The sequence below is a fragment of the Paenibacillus tyrphae genome (genome assembly GCF_024158745.1).
GTDB lineage: Bacteria > Bacillota > Bacilli > Paenibacillales > NBRC-103111 > Paenibacillus_G > Paenibacillus_G tyrfis_A.
Genome location: NZ_JAMZAW010000027.1, coordinates 83,902 through 102,771, shown reverse-complemented (window position 1 = coordinate 102,771; position 18,870 = coordinate 83,902). Strand labels below are relative to the sequence as shown.

Below are 18,870 nucleotides of genomic sequence, written 5' to 3'. Positions count from 1 at the left end.
GTCGCTCCTTACAAATGTGGTTTATGAGTTATTCGACAACATACGCCTTATTGCCTTCTAGAACTACTTTCGGCTTATTAAGTCATTGAATCGCCTTTATCTTCAGACAAAACAAAACCACTTTCTGCGAAAGTGGCTGGTGACGCGACTGCTACTTCATCTTGATCGAATTCACGATATCGTTTGCAACGGCTTGCCACTCCGCTTTCTTCTTTACCGGGCAAGTGATTTCGATTTCCAAAAACTCTCCGTTTAAAAATCCCCACGATCTCAGGGCGTATTTATCTTTAGAATCCGCTTCGACAACAATAAGCTGCTTGCCATTCACTTTAATCACTTCCTCACGGAGCAGCTTGGCGTCTGTATAATTTTCTTTCATAATGGCAGCAAGCTTCTGCAGCAAACGTGGATCCATATCTCGAGCCGTTGTCGATTGTTCGGGATCATGGTGGACCCTAATCGTCACTTCTTCGCTCTTATCCTTATAGATAACCTCCCCTGTTTTGTTTGATTTTTCTTTGAACTCTTTTGGAATCAAAATTTCCAGTTGTTCGGAAAATAAAAGCTTTGTTTCAGACTTGCCGTCTGCAACCGCAGCAGTATCAGGCTTCGGCGATTGGGACGCAGGGGACGATTGTGTTGTAGACGCTTGGGTTTGTGTTTGTTGCCCATCGATCATCTTGCTTGATTCCTTGCTTGGCATCGTGCCTTGTTCGGTTCCAAAACAACCCGTCATCGTGGCTGTAAATACAACAAGCAGGGAGAATGTCATCCATTTTTTCATTGAAAATCTTCCTTTCTTTGTGAGCTTGTGGGATTTATTCGTTGATATAAGTCGTAACACGGTTCTGGATCAACTTGGCTACGTCATCGGCTGATTTCTGTCCGCTGAAATATGCCTTGGCTTCTTCAGCTATAATAGATTGAATCTTGCCGTCGTCCGTAATGTAAATATTCGCGCCCGCAATCATTTGCTTCAGCGCTTGAATGCCCTCAGCAGATACAGGAACTTCTGTCCCTGAGTAAGTCGCCGCCGAGCCTTTAGCGGCCAATTCCCCCAATATCTTCTCATTGACCGACTTGTTCACGGAGAACCCTTGCAGCCGTGGCTGTGCTTGAACGTCTTCGGACAGCAGGAACTTGATGAACTCCCAAGCTTCCGGCTTAACCTTCGAGTTCGCGTTCATAGCGATCGACTTGTTCCCCTGGAACGAAACTCCCGACTTCTGACCGTTCACATGCGGCTTCGAATACACTTTTCCTTGCTCAAAAAATTGCGCAGGCCCTGTAAAATAATCCTCCGGTGAAATGAGTAGAGATGGATAAAAATAAGCATCCCCGAAATTGACCGGGCTCGCTGTAATCACTTTGTCGTCATACATCGTCTTCACCTGCTTAAGCAGGTCGGTAAAGAACGGCGACAAAAAGTCGGCTTTGCGTTTGGACGTATCGACCAGTGTCGAATAATTGTCCGCAACGAGATAGCCGAGCATTTGCTCAGGAGGCGTATTTCCCATCGCATAGCGACCCTCCTTGCTATTCAGCAGCTTTCCGGCTTTCGCGAACTGACTCCACGTCCAATCTTTATCGTCAATTTGGACTCCTGCTTTCTTGATGCCTCCGGAATCCCCGGCCAATGTATCGAGAAAAAATCGTGTTGGCAGAGCGTAAAGGCCGCCGTTCATTTTGACATGTTCAAAAATGTTCATATAATAGCGGTTCGAATCGAACGACTTATCGTTGTTCATAAATTCATTCAGGTTGACGAGCGCGTTTTTGTTGACGTATTTCCCGACTTGCAGCCCGCTCACGTCCAGATCGATCAAATCGGCTCCCTTACCGGAAAGAAGCTGCGTATTCGTGGTTTGAACATATTTCTCAAGCTTCCCCTCCTCACTCCCGCCTTCCGCTGCATACTCCTTTATTTCAATCATCAGATCCGGATGCTTTTCCTCGAATTTCATCTTCGCCTGCTTGTAGAAATCGCTCGCCTCATACACGGATAGGACAACTTTTTTGCGCTCCTTGGTATCATTATTCGTAGTTTTATCGCTCCCGCTGGAGCATGCTGTTGAGGAAATCGCTAGTACTGCGCAACTGAGTACTGTCAACCATTTTTTCAAAAGAAACCCTTCTTTCGTTTATTATGGCGAGTTCAAAAAACTCTAGTATGGATATGCTCTACTTCATTCTGACTCTCTGCCCATCCACTAACGGTTCACTGCTTTCGACGACGATTGCTTGATTCGGAGATGCACCGGCTAGCACGACGGTTTCGCTGTCATTCGCATCGCCTGTTTCAATCTCCGTCTTGCGGAGGTGGTAGGTGTTGCCAAGCGCCCCTTTTTTCTCCTCCACCACGTAAACGTATGGGCTACCGCTCGCATGACGGATCGCCTTGTTCGACACGAGCATGCCGCCCTTTTCAGCCGATGTAACGGTTAAATGTACACTTGCTTGCTCGCCACCTTGCAGTTCTTCTCCGTGCACCGTCACAAGCAGGCGACTGGTCCTGGTGGCCGTTGCCTTCTGCTGCTCACCTCCTTCAATCGGTGACATAGGAGAGGCTGCTCCGACATTAGCATCGGAATATTCCACTGCCGCAACCGTACCTTCCACTCGTTTGGTGACGTTGCGGCTTTTTACGTTCACGTTAAGCTTATCGCCGGGCTTCAGCTGTTCGGTGGCTGAGATGGGAAGCAGGAATGCAGCCTGGTACCCCAAGCTCGTGTTGGATAGACGCACATCGAAGCTATCTTTTGCAGATGGCATGCCCTGGACTGCATTGACCTTGGCGACTACGCCGTCGAATGGCGCGACGATTTGCCGATTGGTTTCAATATTCTGCTGTAAGTTGCTTATCTTTCTCTCTTGAACGCCGATTTTCAGCTGCGCGATCTCGATCTCCCGTTTGGCGGTGCGCTTACCCGAATCGTCGTCGTTTTTTATCGCTTCGACGTAACGCTCCTTCGGCCCCTCCAGCTCTAGCCTCATCTGTGCGAGCATCGCTTGCTCATCCTGCAGAAGGCTATCGGCGGCCCGATTTTCATAAGTGACCAGCACTTGATCCTTCTTTACCAGGTCTCCTGCTTTAATGAGGACGCTGCTTACAGTCCATCCCTGGGTGCTTGAAAGCTCGATCTCGTTGGCAGGCCGCAGCGTTCCGCTGGCCCGAAAGTTTTGAACAAGCTGGCCTTGTCTCCCGGTCTCCGTCCAAACTCTGGGGAGATTCATCGTCCATAGCGTATTGCTGTATAACGTAAGAATCAGCAGTACGCTCATAAATACAATGATGAGCAGCCGGAGCATTTTTTGGTGACCTGCAAGTGTTTGTTTTTCATCGCCCGGTTCCACACACCATTCCCCCTTACCCCTTAATACCGGAAAGCTGAACACCTTGTACGAAATAAGACTCCGCATACAGAAACAAGAGGACAATCGGCGACATATACATGACCGATGCGGCGAAGCCGACCCCTACAGCCTCCTTTTGAATGCGCGATAAATACAGCGATAGCGGCTGTTTAAAGGCATCATCGAGAAAAATCAATGGCTGCTCCACCATATTCCAGTAATCCACGAACAGCAAAATGACGAGTGCCGCGATCCCCGGCTTTAACAATGGGACGATGATTCTGGAGAAAATGAATGGATGCGATGCACCGTCCATAATGGCCGCCTCGACATAAGCATACGGAACGGAAAGCATGAACTGGCGCAGCATGAACACTGCGAATGCGGAAAAAATGCCTGGTAAGATAATAGCGCCGGCACTGTTTCCAAGCCCCAGGATGTCAGCGATGATATAGTTTGGGACAAGCGTTACCTGAAAAGGCATTAGCATAGCCATCAAATATACCATGAACAACGCTTCCCTTCCCCGATATCGCAGCATGGCAAAAGCGTATGCGGCAAGCGCTCCGACAACGGCCTGTCCTGCTATGATCGGTACAACCAGCAACACAGAGTTCCAGAACATGTTCAAGAAGATCGGCGTCTCCAGCAGTATTTTCCCGTACTGTTCGAACGATACCCAGTCAGGTATGAGCTTTAAATTAACAAATATGTCACTGGCGCCTGATCCTGCGTCCAGCATTTTGCCAATGAAGCCGTAATTGCTTGCGATCTCCTTCTCGCTCATAAGCGAATTCGTGACCGGAATGACCAGCGGCAACATCATGATCAACGCAGTCGCTATAAGAAACAGCGACCGTGCAGTTTTATGAAAAACGTTCATCTCCCTCCCCCTTCATTCCATGAATCGCCTGAACCACCGTTCAAGCGAGAGCATGCCGGAGACGATGGCGAGTATGCAAATGACCATAAGAACGGCCGCCGCGGTTAGCTTTTGTACATCCAAAGATATAAACATATTGTTCATATAGTGCTGCAGCATATAAATGCTATCGTGCGGATAGTTTCCGGCAATCAAGTACGTTTCTCGGAAAATACGGAACGAGTTAATAATCGATATCAGAACGACAAAGAACATCGTTGGGGTCAAATAGACGAGCGTAATGTTGAACAGCTTCCGAACAGGTCCGGCGCCTTCCAGGTCGGCCGTTTCATAATAATCCTTCGGAATGCCCTGCAATCCCGCCAGAAACAGGATCATATTGTAGCCGACGTACTTCCACAAATAAACAATTAGCAGCACAGCTCTTGCCCATTCTGACTTCATCCAGTCGATCCGCCCCCAGCCCAGACCATAAAGCCACGCATTAAGCGAACCGTTCCAGTCGAATATAATTTGCCAAATCATCACCACGGAGGCGACCGGCACGACGAGCGGCAAAATATAAGCTGTCCGTATCCAGCGTCGGAAATATACATTTCTATTCAATAGCAACGCCAGAACCAGTGATACTACGATGAGAAGAGGCACACTAACGGCTGTAAACCACAATGTGTTCAATGCCGCCTTGCGAAACGAGCCGCTGCCCAGCACCGTCTCATAATTAGCCAAGCCGACGAACACGCCTCCGCTCGTCTTATCCATAAACGAATACACAATGCCTATCACAAACGGGATTAAGTAAAATAGGGAGAAGCCAAGCACGCTCGGCGCCAAAAAGCCCATAGCTATTACACCTTGCTTGTGCATCAAGCGCTGAAATCGCAAACCCAACGACATTTTCACCTCCCTCCTTCGGACCGGACGGATAAATCCCAGCTTTCATTACCGTGAAATTGCTGCGATTTGATCCTCGTCATCTTTTTCTATCGGTTTGTTGTAATGAGTTTAATGGCCGGAGGGTACTCCTGAGTAAGCAGCTTACACACTATCACTATATTGTCACTGTATCGGAAAAAGGTTCGGTTCTTTTCTTATTTTTTTTGGTCCGGAAAACAACCAGAAGCACTATGACCCATCATGGGTACATTAGGCATTGTCTTGTCACCCGACATTTTGTCAATTCCTTTTGCATGAAAAAGAGCGAATCCTCTGAATCAAGAATCCGCTCATGCAGTTGTTTGTTATTCCTAATTGTCCTTTCGATACATTCGCAAGTTCTTAAAGTGACACCCTTGCGGAATTTCACCGCCTGGTTAATCGCCATGCGTGGCGCAAACCAAAACGGCTGCCCTCTTCATGGCAGCCGTTTCTCTTTCCAGTCGCAGACCCGCTGCGTCCGGTAATAAATTTATTTCCGCATCGATTATTCGGAACGGTATAGCTGACCGCATGCCGCGTTAATGTCCGATCCGAATTGAGTTCGGACCGTGACGCTGATCCCCTTTGACTTCAAAATCCGAACAAACGCTTTAATCCGATGGGGATCAGATTGCTGATAGCTGTCTGGCGTAACTTCGGACGAATTGAATGGAATCAGGTTAACGTGGTAGAGATGTTCCCCAGGTCCCCTTCCCCTCAACAACTCGGCAACTGCTTCCGCATGTGCCGTCGAGTCGTTGACTCCTCGAAGAAGAATATACGCAATATACACCTTTCTCCCTGTATGCCGGATATGATGATCCAATGCCTTCAGCACGTCGCGGACGGGGTATCGGTCGTTGATCGGCATCAGCTCGCTTCGCTGATCGTCGAACGGCGAATGCAGCGAGAAGGTCAGATTGACCTGCGGAAACTCCCGTGTCAGCTTGTCGATCCCCGGCAGCAGGCCGATGGTGGAAATCGTAATTCGTCGATGTCCTAAACCAAAGAGATGCGGGTCGGTCAAAATCGTGATTGCATCAAAAATATGCGGGTTGGCGAGCGCCTCCCCCATGCCCATGAATGAGACGCTATCCAAGGCGTGGCCGTTCAAGCGAAAGTGCAGCAATTGGTCGGTAATTTCGTCGGCGGTCAGATTTCGTTTCAGGCCGATGGTACCGGTGGCGCAAAACCTGCACCCGAATCCGCAGCCGCACTGCGTGGAAATACAATACGATTTCCATCCCTGCTCATAAGTAAGTCGTACGGCCTCCACGTGTTCGTCGCCCGCAATGCCAAACAGCACCTTGCTGACCTGTTTTGACGTGAGTTCCTTTACCGGAACGATGCTGCAGACGTTCGGACCAAGCGTCCGGGTCAACTCGTCGCGCAAAAATTTGGGCAATATGGTCATCCGTTCGTATTCGCCGACGTTTTGCTTGAAAATCGCATCCATAATCTGAGCATACCGATACTCGGGCTGCTTGAAGTCGGACAACATTCGCCGAATCGTTTCATATTTCGAGGTTAGTCCCATGTCTTCTCCTTACCGCCGGAGAAAACGTAAAAAAGCAACCGTCAGTTGGCGCTTTGACACGTCATTAACCAACTATACAGAAAAAGCGCATACGTTTGCAGACGGATCGCTACGTGCATCTGTCGATAGATTGGTAAACCTCCGGCAACCGATTTGTTTTTGTGTGAACCGCTTCACCTAACAGGAACCGGTTCACAAAATCATCTACGACCTCAATCTTCATCGCTTTCATCCTCCTGGAAATGGTTCTTCTCTTTCAGTTCCATAATAACTCGCTGTCATGCTCCACAAAAAGGATGGTCGGAGAATGCTCAATATCAATTTGAACAAGCTTTCGTCAATCCTTTGCCAAAATAAAATAGAGCTACAAGAAAGTTACCTTTCTTGTAGCTCAAAAAATACAGCACATCCAACCCGGTGCAGGGTATTAAAAGGATATATTTTTTGAGTGAAAAGAATAAGGTAACTTTCCTGCCAATAAAAAATAAAACAAATTCTGCTTTATTTTTTATTGAGAAGAAATATTACATTATCCTCTTCAACTCCAATCGTTAAGTGTCAGCACGATCTTAACATACCCGCTTCTACATTGCAACATCCTATAAATGACCAAATAATAAATAAGAAAACTCGTTACTTTCTTGCTACGGTTCGGCGTATCATATCCAAGGCGAAATTTCAGGGCACCTGCAATTTTGCCTTTATACCTTTTGAGTTAAAGAAAAAAATTTTTATTACAATACAAGCAAGGGCCAACACAATAAACAGCAAGCCGCTCCATATGGTCCCTTTCACGCCTAAAAAATCAATAAACATCCCGCCTGCCGCCGAACCGATGAACACGCCAAGATTGATGAAAGAAATATACAGTCCAGTAGCAAATTCAGGCGCTTCGGGAGCCTCGGATGTTAACCATATCTGCGTTATAATGAGTCCGCTGGTATGAATCGCTCCCCACAAGACCATGATCAAAATAATAGGTACTATAGATGACGTTTCTCCTAAGTAAAGCAAAAAGTAAGAGAGCGCTAATACGATCGGTTGGAACACAGTCGTTCTCGCCATATGGATTCCAATCAGTCTCCCTGCGAGCAAGTTGCCGGCCACCCCCCCGATGCCAAATACGACAAGCATGACACTGACGGTCTCTCCGTTCATCCCCATCACTTGTTCCAAATATTCGGCAGAATAACTATAGACTGAAAACATTGCCGCAAATATAAAAGTCGCAGCGCCAATATTGATCCAGAGGGGGATTTTACGCAATATACCGAGCTGCTTCCCATAAGTTACTTTCTCCACTCTCGGCGTTTTCGGAAGCATAATGGCGATCCTGATCCCAGCAGCGATGTTGACAAGGGTACAGAATAGAAAAGCGGCCTCGAAAGAGAATTGATGCTGGATATAGGTTGTTATCGGAATTCCAAGTACCATGCCCATACTAGTCCCGACAAATGCTTTGGCGGAAGCTTGCGTCGCTTTTTCCTTAGCATACAGTGAAGTAGCCGTGACAAAAGCCAAAGAAAAATAGACGGGATGGAACAAAGCCGGAATCATGCGAAGCGCCAGCAAAACATAAAAATTCGGAGCGTAAGCTGACAATAAACTGCTCCCGGCAAAAATGAATAGACATGTCATCAACACATTTTTGCGGTTAAGTTTGGAAAGCAGCAATACCATAAAGGGACCAAACAACGCGATGACAATCGCAAACGCGCCAACGAGCATCCCGGCCTGAGATGTACTGATGCTGTAGCGTTCAATGATTGCCGGCAGTATCCCGACAACGCCAAATTCAATGGTGTATACGCCAAATAAACCCAATGCAATGAAAAATATAGGGTTCACGGTCTTTTGAACAGAACTGAATTGAACCAACCTCTCCACTCCCTGTATAAAAGAGCCTGGTCCGGATCATACCGTACTAGGCTCTTAAACGCATTCTCTATTGCTTGATTCCGTCGTAAACGGCTTTGCAGAGATCGACGGTAAATTGGCCCGACATGCCTTCCAGCGCGGTATTGGTAAATGCCACAACGCTGAGCTTCCGCTCAGGATCAACGAACCACGAATGGCCGTAAGTCCCGCCCATCCGCCAGGTGCCCGGCGATTCCGGCGTGCCTGCGGCGACAGGATCCTTAAGCAGCGTAAATCCTAGACCGAAGCCTCTGCCCGGCCAATAAGCCATCGGCAGATCGCCGATCTGGTTAGTCGTCATTTCGCGAACCAGCCGCTCAGGCAGAAGCGGCGTTCCTCCCTTGCGCAAGGTTTCCAGCAGCCGTAAAAAGTCATGGGCGCTTCCGACCATGCCGGCCCCGCCGGAAGGAAAAGCCGATTCGTCAAGCGCCCGGCTAGGGGCAAGCCGGAAGCCCGCCGTGCCTTCCACGAATGCCAAGCTGTCGGGATCATACATAGGCCGCGGCACAGGAACATCATTGGCATAAGCAGTGGTCAGCCGCTCCGGGTCAACGGCAGTAAACCCGGTGTCATTCATGCCAAGCGGTTTCAGCACCAAGGAATGAACGGCTTCTTGAAGCGGCATTTCAGTAACCTTGGCGATAACGGCGCCCAGCACATCTGTCGCGATCGAATATTTCCACTGAGTGCCTGGCGTGTAAAGGAGCGGAACGGAGGCAATACGGCGCAGGTTCTCTTCCAGTGTGATACCGGCCTGATCCATTCCATCCGACACCCCTGCACGGTGATAAGGGCCGTTCTCTTCCTGAAAGAAACGGTAAGTCAGCCCCGCCGTGTGCGTCATTAAATGCCGAATCGTGAGCTCCGCGATATCGCCATTTTGCAAACGCGGCTGAAAGTATGGAAGCCATCGATCAACGCGGTCGTCTAGTTGGAGCCGGCCTTGCGATACGAGTACCAAGGCAGCCGTTGAAACGATCGGTTTCGATACGGAGGCAAGCCTGAACAAGGCATTTTCTTGCATCGGATTGTTCCTCTCACGGTCGGCAAAACCGGCAGCACCGTTATAAACCAGCACTCCGTCTACCGCCACCTTAACCACGGCGCCAACCAGCCGATTATCGGCAAGAGTACGCTCGATAACTTCATCCAGGCTTGTATCCAAATTCTTACTCAACTTTCATCATCCTTCCTCAATAGTTAAAGCCTTGATTACTTTACTATTGTGAGTTTATTATAATTATTAAGTTGAGTAATTTACATAAAGCATTCAAGTTATATCTACCCTAAAACAAAGAAAAACGAGTTAGTTGATGGGGAAATCCTTAAAATTAAAGGAGCCGATTTCGATGGACCATATTGATAAGCAAATCCTATATTATCTTCAAAGCCAGGCAAGAATTTCAATGACGGAATTAGGCAAGTGTGTCGGGTTATCGCAACCCGCAGTAACGGAGAGAGTAAAGCGTATGGAGGAAAAAGGAATCATTGAGGAGTACCGCACCATGATTTCCCCTGAAAAAATCGGAAAAGGCGCAACGGCCTACATTCTGTTTCGTACAAGGGAGTGTCATGCATTCCTTGATTTTTGCCGCTCATCTCCCGATGTCATCGAATGTCACCGTATAAGCGGAGAACACAACTATTTATTGAAAGTAATGACTGAGTCCACACGATCTCTCGAAGAGTTCGGAAATCAATGCGATAAATACGGGACCTACACAATCCTCATCGTCATGTCATCGCCAATCGAGACCAAGTTTCTTATACCTTCGCTGGAAGAGGCAAGCGTACCTGCCGAGTTAGATTAATGCGGCTCGGCACCACAAAAAGGAATCGTTTGCAAAAGCTTAATTTTGGGCAAGTTTTAGGGCCATCCTTTTGCGGGATGGCCCTTTCTTTTGATCTCGCTTTGTTCAACTATCGTGCCCGTTAGCGCTTACTAGCGCTACCATTCCTCGCAGCGCGATTCCTCCAATGGCGATTTTCCTTACCTTAATATTCTCCTTTGATTACAAAAAACGAGCCCCGAATTGTTCCAGCTAATGCAGACTTCTGCCTAGCAAACTTAAACTTCCCTTCTAATTCCTGCGGTACCTCCATCCCCTCAGAAAGCTTAAAACCAACGGCCCGCTTCTTAGGGTCATCAATCGTATACATGACATTGATCCCAAGACCATCCTCATAAAAGACGTAAGCAAATTTAATATTTTCAACTTGAAAACGCGACGTTTCTAAAGGTTTGGCCGCAAACTCAATATCACGCTCTTTCAAAATTCGGTTCACATAATCAAGTGTCTCCTGACTTTCACTAGCTGGTACAACCGTAAATTCGTGCTTGTACTTGTTCATAAAGTAACGGGCTTCATTGGCACGTAAACCGGCAAGCGCTTCTGCTACAGGTGAAGACTCTAAACCAACCGTGGACACATTTTTAAAATTTACAATATACGACATTTCTATCCCTCTTTTCTCCTTTTTATGAAATCCGCATTTCACCAAAAACTATGAAATGAACGCCCTTACGAGCCCTACAACTACTGTATCATAATACACACCACAAAAAAACTTGCCGTTACTTGCGGTATGGTTCAGCGTATCATCTATAGAGCGAAAGCCAAATGCACCCGAACGGATGCCTTCTTACTATGCAGCGTGCCTCTGGGCAGGCTGCACAAGAAAAAGAACGCTGATCCGATTACGATTAGCGTTCTTTTGGTTTGGGACCATTCTTATCTTTGCACCAGATTGACATCGTGCGGATCGATCCAGGTCGAGTCCGTCCAACCATCAAGGTCATAATCGCTCATGCACTGCTCCACCATGCTCTTGAACGCCTCGGCCGACCCGCTGTTTACAGCTTCCATCAGTGCATGAATACGGATATCTTCAAAATTGCCGGTATAATTTCGTTCGTATAGCCCATGCCGGCCGCCAAATTCGCTCCCGATAGCGTCCCAGAGCAATTTATTCAGCTTAATCTTCTCCATACTGTCATACCCGCCCGAGCCGCGGTAAAATCGCTCCAGATAAGGACGAAGCTCCGGATTTTTAAAATCCGCCGAACTGGAAGGCTGTACGATGAGCCCTCCTCCCACCACGTCTTCGATAATTTCTTTTATACGCGTCCAGGCCATGGGAGAAAACACTCTGTAAGCCGTTCCGTGTTCGACATTCGGCAAAACCGTTCCATTAGGACCCGGATTCGGATCTTTAGCCATTGCGGTACTTAGGGCCCAGAACATATTTCGCCAGGCAATCATTTCACCGACTTTTGCTTTGACCCCGCGGAAATCGCCGGTTCCCGAAGATTCAACGGCTTTTAACAGCAGGCCGGCGATAAAGTCAAGCTTGACTGCCAGACGGGTACATCCGTGAAAAATAAACAAATTAACGAACCCGGAACGCGGGAAGAAAGCATTCGCTTTTTCAATATCTCGATAAACAAGGATATTTTCCCACGGAATCAAGGCTTTATCAAAAATAAGAACAGCATCATTCTCATCCAGACGGCTTGAAAGCGGGTTATCGAACGGGCTGCCTAATACGGCGGAATGGAGTTCATAGGAAGGGCGGCAAATCATCTTCACTCCCGGCGTATCGTGGGCGGCGAAGAAAGCGAGAGCAAATTCCTCTTTTTGAACGGGCAACGTTCCGTTATGAGCGACAAAATGGCAATTGGTCAGTGCGGATCCTGTTGCCACCATTTTAGCGCCGCTGACAATGATCCCGGCATCGGTTTCCTTTTCTACGTTGATAAAAACATCGGACACGGCATGCACCGGTTTGTTTCTATCCACCGGCGGATTGATGAGGGCGTGGTTGATAAATAATACCTTCCTCTGCGCTTCCCCGTACCACCGGCGGGCGTTATTCTCAAAAGGGGCATAGAACTCCGGGTTGCCGCCGAGAGTTCCAAGAAAAGCGCCCTTGTAATCCGGGGTCCGACCCATCCAGCCGTAGGTAAGGCGCGCCCAAGCGGCTATTGCCTCGCGTGACGCTAACAATTCCTCCGTGTTTCGGCTAACTTTAAAAAAGCGATGGGTGTAGCTGCCTCCCGGGATATCGACAGGTGTTGTTAATACATCGTGATACTTGGGGTCATGCAATGCATCATAAAGCCGTGCAACGGAACGCGCGGAATTTCGGAAAGCCGGATGGTTCACAATATTCTTTACACGCTGACCGTTTAGCCAAATTTCCCTGTCATCGCGTAGACTGTCCAAATACTCTTTGCCGGTCATTGGTTTCCTAACGTCGCTCATCCCTGCTTCTCCTTGATCCATTGTCCCAATCGCAGCTTGCCCGACTGGCTGTAAAAGCGGATCGGATTATCCCATACCAATTGTTGGATCACATCTTCCTCGTACTCTTTCTTTCTCATTTCAAGGGCTGTTTTCACGATACTAAGCGGGTTGGCCGGACCCCAATCGGCTGCGGAATTAATCAGCATACGCTCCGTCCCGTACCGATCGAATATTTCGATCGCGGTCTCGGGGGAAACCTTGGTCGGATATATCGTCATACCGCTCCATCCCCCGTAAGCCATCGAGAGGTCAATCGTCTCGAGGTTATTATGGTCGATCAAAACTTGATCAGGATCGAGTTTGACTTCCTTTAATACTCTGATTGTACGCTCGGTGCCTTCTCTTTTATTGCGATGGGGGGTATGCACCATGACAAGCATATTCATTTCTTTTGCCATGAGGAGCTGGCGCCGCATAATTTCTTCTTCCGCATCTGTGATCAGATCGAACCCGACTTCGCCTACGGCCAGACAGCGTTCATGCCGATAATACTCCGGCAGGCCGTCAATCACCCGATGTGCGAGTTCCAGGTTGTTTGCCTCTTTCGGATTCATCGCCACGCAGCTGAAATGATCAATCCCGTACTCCTTTGCCCGTTTCGGTTCAAATTCGAGGATATGCCGGAAATAATCGAAGTACGACTCCGGATAGCGGCGTTCGCTTCCAAGCCAGAAAGAGGGCTCGATAACCGCCTGCACACCGGATAAGCTCATCCGCTCGTAGTCGTCGGTCGTGCGGGAATAACAATGAATATGCGGGTCAAAAAATTTCATCATCCTCACTCCTCGTCTCTTAGCTTAAACAAAGCCGCAACAGAAGATCGTGGACTTCCGTGGCATCCAATTCTTGCGGCAAATCCATATCTCGACCGCTTACAATCATCGAGATTTGATCGTTTTCTCCTCTTACCGGCAATCCATGCGATCCTTGAATCAGCTCCGGCTGTAGAGGAATACGGTACGTTTTCGGATTGACGAACAACTCGACCGGATCGTAACCGGGCTTTCGGTGAATATCCACGGTGTGAGCAAATTCAGGCGCTCGCTCATCCTCTAACCACCAATAATAAACGAACCAGCTATCAGGCTCCGCTATGGCTATTAATTCGCCGGACCGTTCGTGATCGATGCGATGTTGCTTTTTCTCGTCCTCTCCCCAAACCTCGGCGATGCCCGGCAATTCTTGTAAAACCCCTTTCACTTCGGGGATATCGTCGGAATGTGTGATATAGACATGAGCCAACTGGTGATCCGCAAGGGCAAAAGCCCTGGAGTTCTCCATATTGATAAATTCCATTTCTTCTACCCTGTCAACAACCTGATATCCCAGCTTTCGCAGAAATCGGTTAATATAAATCGGGCGCCGAACCGGTTTGAAGGCATACTCCGACAGTAAAACGATCCTCGTATCTTCATAAAGCCGCCGGCGTTTCAGCTCTTCCACCAAATATCCGATCAGCCCGTCAATCTCCTTTAACGATTGCTTCGCTTGTACGCTATCGGGTCCAAATCTTTGCGCATTGTAGTCGAGGTTCGGCAAGTAAACGAGTGACAATTTGGGTCTATAATTCTCCAACACATCTATAGCTGCCTTCAGGATCCAATCGCTGGATTGGCAGGATGCCAGAGGTCCCCAAAACGTTCGTAAATCAAAATCCCCAAGCTTTTCGCGGAGCTGCGAATATAACCCGTTCGGTTTGGAAGCGTACCACTGGATCATGCGATTCTCCAAATGGATTGGCGCAGGGGTTACGACATAATCAGCCGAGCTCAATTTGCTAAATTGCCAAAAAAGATTGCGGTCTTCGCCTCTGCGTCCGCCTTCTTCAACGTTTCCCACAGTTTTTCGCCCTGGATAGGAACCATCGTTTGATTCCACATCGTAATTTCTTTATAATCTCGGTCCGGAAGACCGTTGCAAATAATCCCATGTTCCGCGGGAGGTTTTCCCGTTATGTATGTTGCTTGAACCGTCCCGGTGACCGCCGGAAAAACGGGATTCACTTTAATATGATGGCCCTCATCTAGAAGCTGACGAATATTGGGTAACAACTCTGCATCTTGCAAATGCTCGGGACACAAGCTGACGATGTCGAGCACAAGCACATGTTGTTTTTTCATATTCCCCCTCCTTTATGTAACGGAAAATGCGCGGGACCAAGCGTAACTTAACAGCATGAAAATAGCTACGGTCAGCCATGCCGCCATTCCCCCAATTGACGTGGCGATCGCAGCATTCAAAAGAGGCAAGCCGATAATGCAAGTTCCCACCGCTTTGCGAATATGTATGGCATTCGGAAGCTTGATGGAAGCATACATCCCTCTAAACGTCCAGACTAGGAAAAGGAAAACGGCGATAAGGGTTACGAAAAGCGTCTCCCGGCCGCCAAAGAATATGACCGCAATCGAACAAACAGGAATCGTCACGCTCATCGTCCAGACACGTTTCGGATAAAGAGCCTCCCCTACTTCTCCCTTTGACAAAGCCGTGACCATGGCAATATACACAAAAGGGACTAGGGACATCCACCAAAAGGCCGATAATTGCGAAGGGATCAGGCTGATGCCCAGCAATAAATTTAAACCGCGGCATATTCCCATATTTACCGGCCCGAAAAGATGATCGTTTTTTAGAAAGCCGTTATACAGATAGATGCATACAACCAACGTGCAAGCTATCATGAAACTGGCCCAGCCGACGAAATACGCGATACCGAGTCCGCATATTCCCAACATGCAAATTAACGTTAGCGCAAATGAGCGGTTTATGCGCCCGGAAGGCAACGGCCTTTCGGGACGTTCCACTTTATCGAGAGTGTGATCCATATAATAAACGCTACACCCATTGCATATAAACAAGCGCTTGAAATGATCAAGGAAAGCAGAGCACCGATCTGAAAATTTTGCCAACTGACGTAAGCAATCCATCCGCCCGCCATAATATCGGCCATTGCTGTAAATAAGTTGGGGAGACGAACGAGTTCCAGACAAGCCTTCCATTTATTCAAAACGAAGCTCCCTCCTCGCTCGATAGAAAAAGCGGCTGGCTTTATCAATATGCAGCACTCTACCTTTAGAATAAGCCGGGCCGTAAGAATAGTTGGTTTACAAATTTATGAGGTTTTGAAACGCGGACACCAGATGCGGATATGCGATGAAAAAGTATGGATTGCAAAGGACTCCTTCACCCCTCATCGCAGTTTATTCACACATTCATAAGTAATATGAACAGGGGGTTGTCCTTTATGTTAATGGGCTGGGAAAGCTCAAAATTGAAAACGGGACAATGTTTGTGCCGCTCGCGGCAAGAACATTGTCCCAGTATTGGAAAAACGAGTATAATTTAATCGTTATTCATCATGGAACAATTTCAAAAACGGTACCTTGGTTAAAATCAGTCACTTTCATGGAGCCATAAACCCCTAAATATAGTTTGGTTTGATTCAGATTTGTTCCCAAACTAACATAATAAGCTGATTGAGAACCAAAATTATAATCGGTTTCAATAACACTAAAATCATTTAGTTTACAATCTGTTCTTACCCTGGTATAAGCTAAAGCCCCTCGAACCGGAAGTTGAGATTCTTTTTTTCGAGCCAGATCGGTAAACACAACGTTTCCCCTTAATTCGGGGATTTCATTTCCCATATATGGCTGGACTCCTGTAAGTGCAGTTGCTCCAAACTTATCGGTTCGGCGATCTTCATGAAAATAACTAGTTAGAGGCTGAAGACGCCTCACGGAAGTTTTTACTGCTTCATCGTAATAAGCAATTGTTTTCTCATTCAAAGTCGGATTTGCAGAGCAGCCTGTTATTGTCGAAGTAGGAAAGGCACCTTCCCACCCTCGCCAGCCAAAGTTAATAAATCCTTCGTGGTCTGGTTCAGATTTCATTAAAGAAGCGTGAATAAGCAGAGTAACCGGTATTGGTTTATAATGAATGAACGAAAAAATCGACTCTACGAGATCCTGTCCGACATTGCCTGCATATTTGATATACTGATTATAAAATCTTTGAAATGAAATGCCCGTTATATTACGAACTCCTTTGGCAATTACCGTAAGCGTTTCCTGAATAGGTACGGGTAACTCATTAAAACGTGTAACTACGGGTGGATTATCGATAAATGTATTCTTACCTACATCAATTTCGATGATTTTACCTGCGATTTCCATATCATCTTGGCTTAAATTAAATGGGTCATAGCCTGATCCACCATCTCCGGTTGTCAAAATAAGATTTCCTGTTTCAGGTGAAAAGTTTAAGCTATTGACACCATTATGGTTTAAAAATGGTCTTCTTATATTAAGCAATGTCCGCCGTTTTTGAGGTCGACCATTCGGGTGTAGAATACATTCTTCAACTGTATCAATATGATCGTATTGAATTTCTCTATTTATCCACTTTAGGTTTAAGGTTCTAGAATCACAAGGGTTAGGCTTAAAAGATTCAGGAGGAGCACCTGGAAAAGCTCCTGGACCTTGGGTTCCAGCTACTGAATAATGCAGATAAAATAAACCGTTATAATAGAACTTGGGATGAAATGCCAGCCCTAGCAATCCCCGTTCATCATATCCACCACTAGAAAGACCTAGCTTTAAGATTCGCGGGCTAATATTAAAAAAAGTTCTTATAACTCCGTTTCGTATGTAAAAGATCTCTCCTACTTGGGTTGCAATAAATAAACTTTCATTGAATCACCCGGAAGTATAGTTGTTTTCAAAACAGTAGGTAAATTGAGCTTATTTACCATGGGCCTTAAACTAACCTTAACTTTTATCAACTTAACTTTACCCCCTCCCTATTTTTTTCTTTTATAAGAATATGATTAGAACTGCTCTATTAGTACCAATGAGGGCCGGCAATATGACAAGGCATTGCACTTTCCGTATCGGCGATGGAGGAATCCAGGGCGGTCATTGGGGACGCCCCCCGCTCCCAAAGCCGAGAGGATTTTAGGTCACATAGACTCATCGGGAATGAGTCAAGTTCTTGTCACCCGACAAATCCGTTTTTTTTGCATTAAACGTACTTTTTTGACTAGCGGAAAATAAACATACTAAGTGAATCCTTTTATTCAGGAAAGGAGATTTTAACCATGCGATTTGAGTTATTTAAGAGCAAAATTTTAACGGATGGATTTACACGAAAAATAGAAGGTCCTTCATGCGATAAAAACGGGAATATTTACGCCGTTAATTTTCAAAGAGATGGCACGGTTGGCAAAGTAACCCCAAATGGAAAAAGCAGTGTCTTTATTGAATTGCCTACGGGCAGTATCGGATGCGGGACACGTATTGACCCTAATGGAACTATGTACATTGCAGATTATAAAAAACATAATATATTCGCCGTTAACCTTGAAACGAAAGAGATCAGTGTGCATGCTCACGACCCTGCAATGAACCAGCCTAATGATTTAGCGATAACCGAACAAGGTGTTTTATTCGCTAGTGACCCCAACTGGACCCAACAAAATAAGGGACAATTGTGGCGTATTCAAACAAACGGAGACACGCATTTATTAGAAAGGAATATGGGAACGACGAATGGAATTGAAGTTAGTCCTGACGGTAAAAAATTATATGTAAATGAATCATTGCAAAGAAGAATATGGGTATATGATCTGTCAAGTACTTATGAATTGAGTAATAAACGCTTATTGGTAGAGTTTCGGGATTTTGAACTTGATGGAATGCGCTGTGATGTGGCAGGCAATTTGTTTGTTACTCGCCCTGGCAAAGGTGTGGTGGCGAAGATATCCCCTGAAGGTCTTTTACTAAGTGAAATTTTCCTTATTGGCAAAAACTGTACCAACCTTACATTTGGGGGACATGATGGAAGAACCTGCTACGTGACAATGGCCGATACAGGAAGCATTGAAATGTTTGAATCCGATGTACCTGGAAGGTGCTGGAGTTTGTTGCATAGAGGTTTTTAGATTAAGGTTGCGA

The 18,870-nt window shown here is 46.8% G+C and carries 15 protein-coding genes and 2 pseudogenes; 2 read left to right on the top strand and 15 right to left on the bottom strand.

The features are described from left to right. Positions 1-151 precede the first annotated feature (151 nt). From NI000_RS30375 to NI000_RS30340, 8 genes are all read right to left on the bottom strand, one after another. Entirely contained in the window at positions 152-784 is a 633-nt protein-coding gene (locus NI000_RS30375) for a hypothetical protein (protein ID WP_253415100.1), read from the bottom strand. 34 nt (positions 785-818) lie between these two features. Beyond that, on the bottom strand, positions 819-2,000 hold the full coding sequence (locus NI000_RS30370) for an ABC transporter substrate-binding protein (protein WP_253415099.1): 1,182 nt from the start codon (positions 1,998-2,000) through the stop codon (positions 819-821). A 181-nt stretch (positions 2,001-2,181) separates the two neighbouring features. Further along, complete coding sequence (locus NI000_RS30365; RefSeq protein WP_253415098.1) at positions 2,182-3,354, bottom strand: efflux RND transporter periplasmic adaptor subunit; 1,173 nt, start codon at positions 3,352-3,354, stop codon at positions 2,182-2,184. 13 nt (positions 3,355-3,367) lie between these two features. Then, positions 3,368-4,237 (bottom strand): carbohydrate ABC transporter permease, encoded by an 870-nt coding sequence (locus tag NI000_RS30360; RefSeq protein WP_253415097.1) that lies wholly within the window; start codon positions 4,235-4,237, stop codon positions 3,368-3,370. Positions 4,238-4,249: 12 nt separating this feature from the next. Then, on the bottom strand, positions 4,250-5,134 hold the full coding sequence (locus NI000_RS30355; RefSeq protein ID WP_253415096.1) for a carbohydrate ABC transporter permease: 885 nt from the start codon (positions 5,132-5,134) through the stop codon (positions 4,250-4,252). 526 nt (positions 5,135-5,660) lie between these two features. Then, the gene (locus NI000_RS30350) at positions 5,661-6,692 is read right to left on the bottom strand and encodes a Cfr family 23S rRNA (adenine(2503)-C(8))-methyltransferase (protein ID WP_253415095.1); all 1,032 of its coding nucleotides are present in this window, start codon (positions 6,690-6,692) and stop codon (positions 5,661-5,663) included. A gap of 678 nt (positions 6,693-7,370) precedes the next feature. Then, positions 7,371-8,570, bottom strand: a complete 1,200-nt coding sequence (locus tag NI000_RS30345; protein ID WP_253415094.1) for an MFS transporter — start codon at positions 8,568-8,570, stop codon at positions 7,371-7,373. Positions 8,571-8,637: 67 nt separating this feature from the next. Continuing rightward, complete coding sequence (locus NI000_RS30340; RefSeq protein WP_253415093.1) at positions 8,638-9,786, bottom strand: serine hydrolase domain-containing protein; 1,149 nt, start codon at positions 9,784-9,786, stop codon at positions 8,638-8,640. A gap of 172 nt (positions 9,787-9,958) precedes the next feature. Here NI000_RS30340 and NI000_RS30335 point away from each other — a divergent pair, with 172 nt between their 5' ends. Next, positions 9,959-10,420, top strand: a complete 462-nt coding sequence (locus NI000_RS30335; protein WP_253415092.1) for an Lrp/AsnC family transcriptional regulator — start codon at positions 9,959-9,961, stop codon at positions 10,418-10,420. A 184-nt stretch (positions 10,421-10,604) separates the two neighbouring features. On the opposite strand, the gene NI000_RS30330 is transcribed toward NI000_RS30335, so the two are convergent. The 7 genes and pseudogenes from NI000_RS30330 to NI000_RS30300 form a co-directional block, all read right to left on the bottom strand. Further along, complete coding sequence (locus tag NI000_RS30330; RefSeq protein WP_253415091.1) at positions 10,605-11,066, bottom strand: phage tail protein; 462 nt, start codon at positions 11,064-11,066, stop codon at positions 10,605-10,607. A 275-nt stretch (positions 11,067-11,341) separates the two neighbouring features. After that, on the bottom strand, positions 11,342-12,874 hold the full coding sequence (locus NI000_RS30325) for a 4-hydroxyphenylacetate 3-hydroxylase N-terminal domain-containing protein (RefSeq protein WP_253415090.1): 1,533 nt from the start codon (positions 12,872-12,874) through the stop codon (positions 11,342-11,344). Next, a complete protein-coding gene (locus tag NI000_RS30320) occupies positions 12,871-13,689 on the bottom strand; it encodes a TatD family hydrolase (protein WP_253415089.1) in 819 nt (272 codons plus the stop codon). Before NI000_RS30320 ends, NI000_RS30325 begins: the two co-directional genes overlap by 4 nt. 19 nt (positions 13,690-13,708) lie before the next feature. Continuing rightward, positions 13,709-15,036 (bottom strand): annotated as a pseudogene (locus NI000_RS30315) (alkaline phosphatase family protein). Between the two features lie 12 nt (positions 15,037-15,048). Next, on the bottom strand, positions 15,049-15,741 hold the full coding sequence (locus NI000_RS30310) for a UbiA family prenyltransferase (protein WP_253415088.1): 693 nt from the start codon (positions 15,739-15,741) through the stop codon (positions 15,049-15,051). Continuing rightward, positions 15,681-15,923: a hypothetical protein gene (locus tag NI000_RS30305; protein WP_253415087.1), complete on the bottom strand. Its 243-nt coding sequence runs from the start codon at positions 15,921-15,923 to the stop codon at positions 15,681-15,683. The genes NI000_RS30310 and NI000_RS30305 overlap by 61 nt, the downstream gene beginning before the upstream one ends. Positions 15,924-16,272: 349 nt before the next feature. Continuing rightward, a pseudogene (locus NI000_RS30300) lies at positions 16,273-17,699 on the bottom strand (PQQ-dependent sugar dehydrogenase). Positions 17,700-18,014: 315 nt separating this feature from the next. On the opposite strand from NI000_RS30300, the gene NI000_RS30295 reads away from it, so the two are divergent. Next, complete coding sequence (locus NI000_RS30295) at positions 18,015-18,857, top strand: SMP-30/gluconolactonase/LRE family protein (RefSeq protein WP_253415086.1); 843 nt, start codon at positions 18,015-18,017, stop codon at positions 18,855-18,857. Positions 18,858-18,870: the final 13 nt, after the last annotated feature.

Coding starts and splice junctions, on each gene's coding strand:
- NI000_RS30355 (WP_253415096.1), bottom strand. CDS start 5,134: ATGTCGTTGGGTTTGCGATTTCAGCGCTTGATGCACAAGCAAGGTGTA.
- NI000_RS30375 (WP_253415100.1), bottom strand. CDS start 784: ATGAAAAAATGGATGACATTCTCCCTGCTTGTTGTATTTACAGCCACG.
- NI000_RS30335 (WP_253415092.1), top strand. CDS start 9,959: ATGGACCATATTGATAAGCAAATCCTATATTATCTTCAAAGCCAGGCA.
- NI000_RS30295 (WP_253415086.1), top strand. CDS start 18,015: ATGCGATTTGAGTTATTTAAGAGCAAAATTTTAACGGATGGATTTACA.
- NI000_RS30350 (WP_253415095.1), bottom strand. CDS start 6,692: ATGGGACTAACCTCGAAATATGAAACGATTCGGCGAATGTTGTCCGAC.
- NI000_RS30330 (WP_253415091.1), bottom strand. CDS start 11,066: ATGTCGTATATTGTAAATTTTAAAAATGTGTCCACGGTTGGTTTAGAG.
- NI000_RS30325 (WP_253415090.1), bottom strand. CDS start 12,874: ATGAGCGACGTTAGGAAACCAATGACCGGCAAAGAGTATTTGGACAGT.
- NI000_RS30320 (WP_253415089.1), bottom strand. CDS start 13,689: ATGAAATTTTTTGACCCGCATATTCATTGTTATTCCCGCACGACCGAC.
- NI000_RS30360 (WP_253415097.1), bottom strand. CDS start 4,237: ATGAACGTTTTTCATAAAACTGCACGGTCGCTGTTTCTTATAGCGACT.
- NI000_RS30310 (WP_253415088.1), bottom strand. CDS start 15,741: ATGGATCACACTCTCGATAAAGTGGAACGTCCCGAAAGGCCGTTGCCT.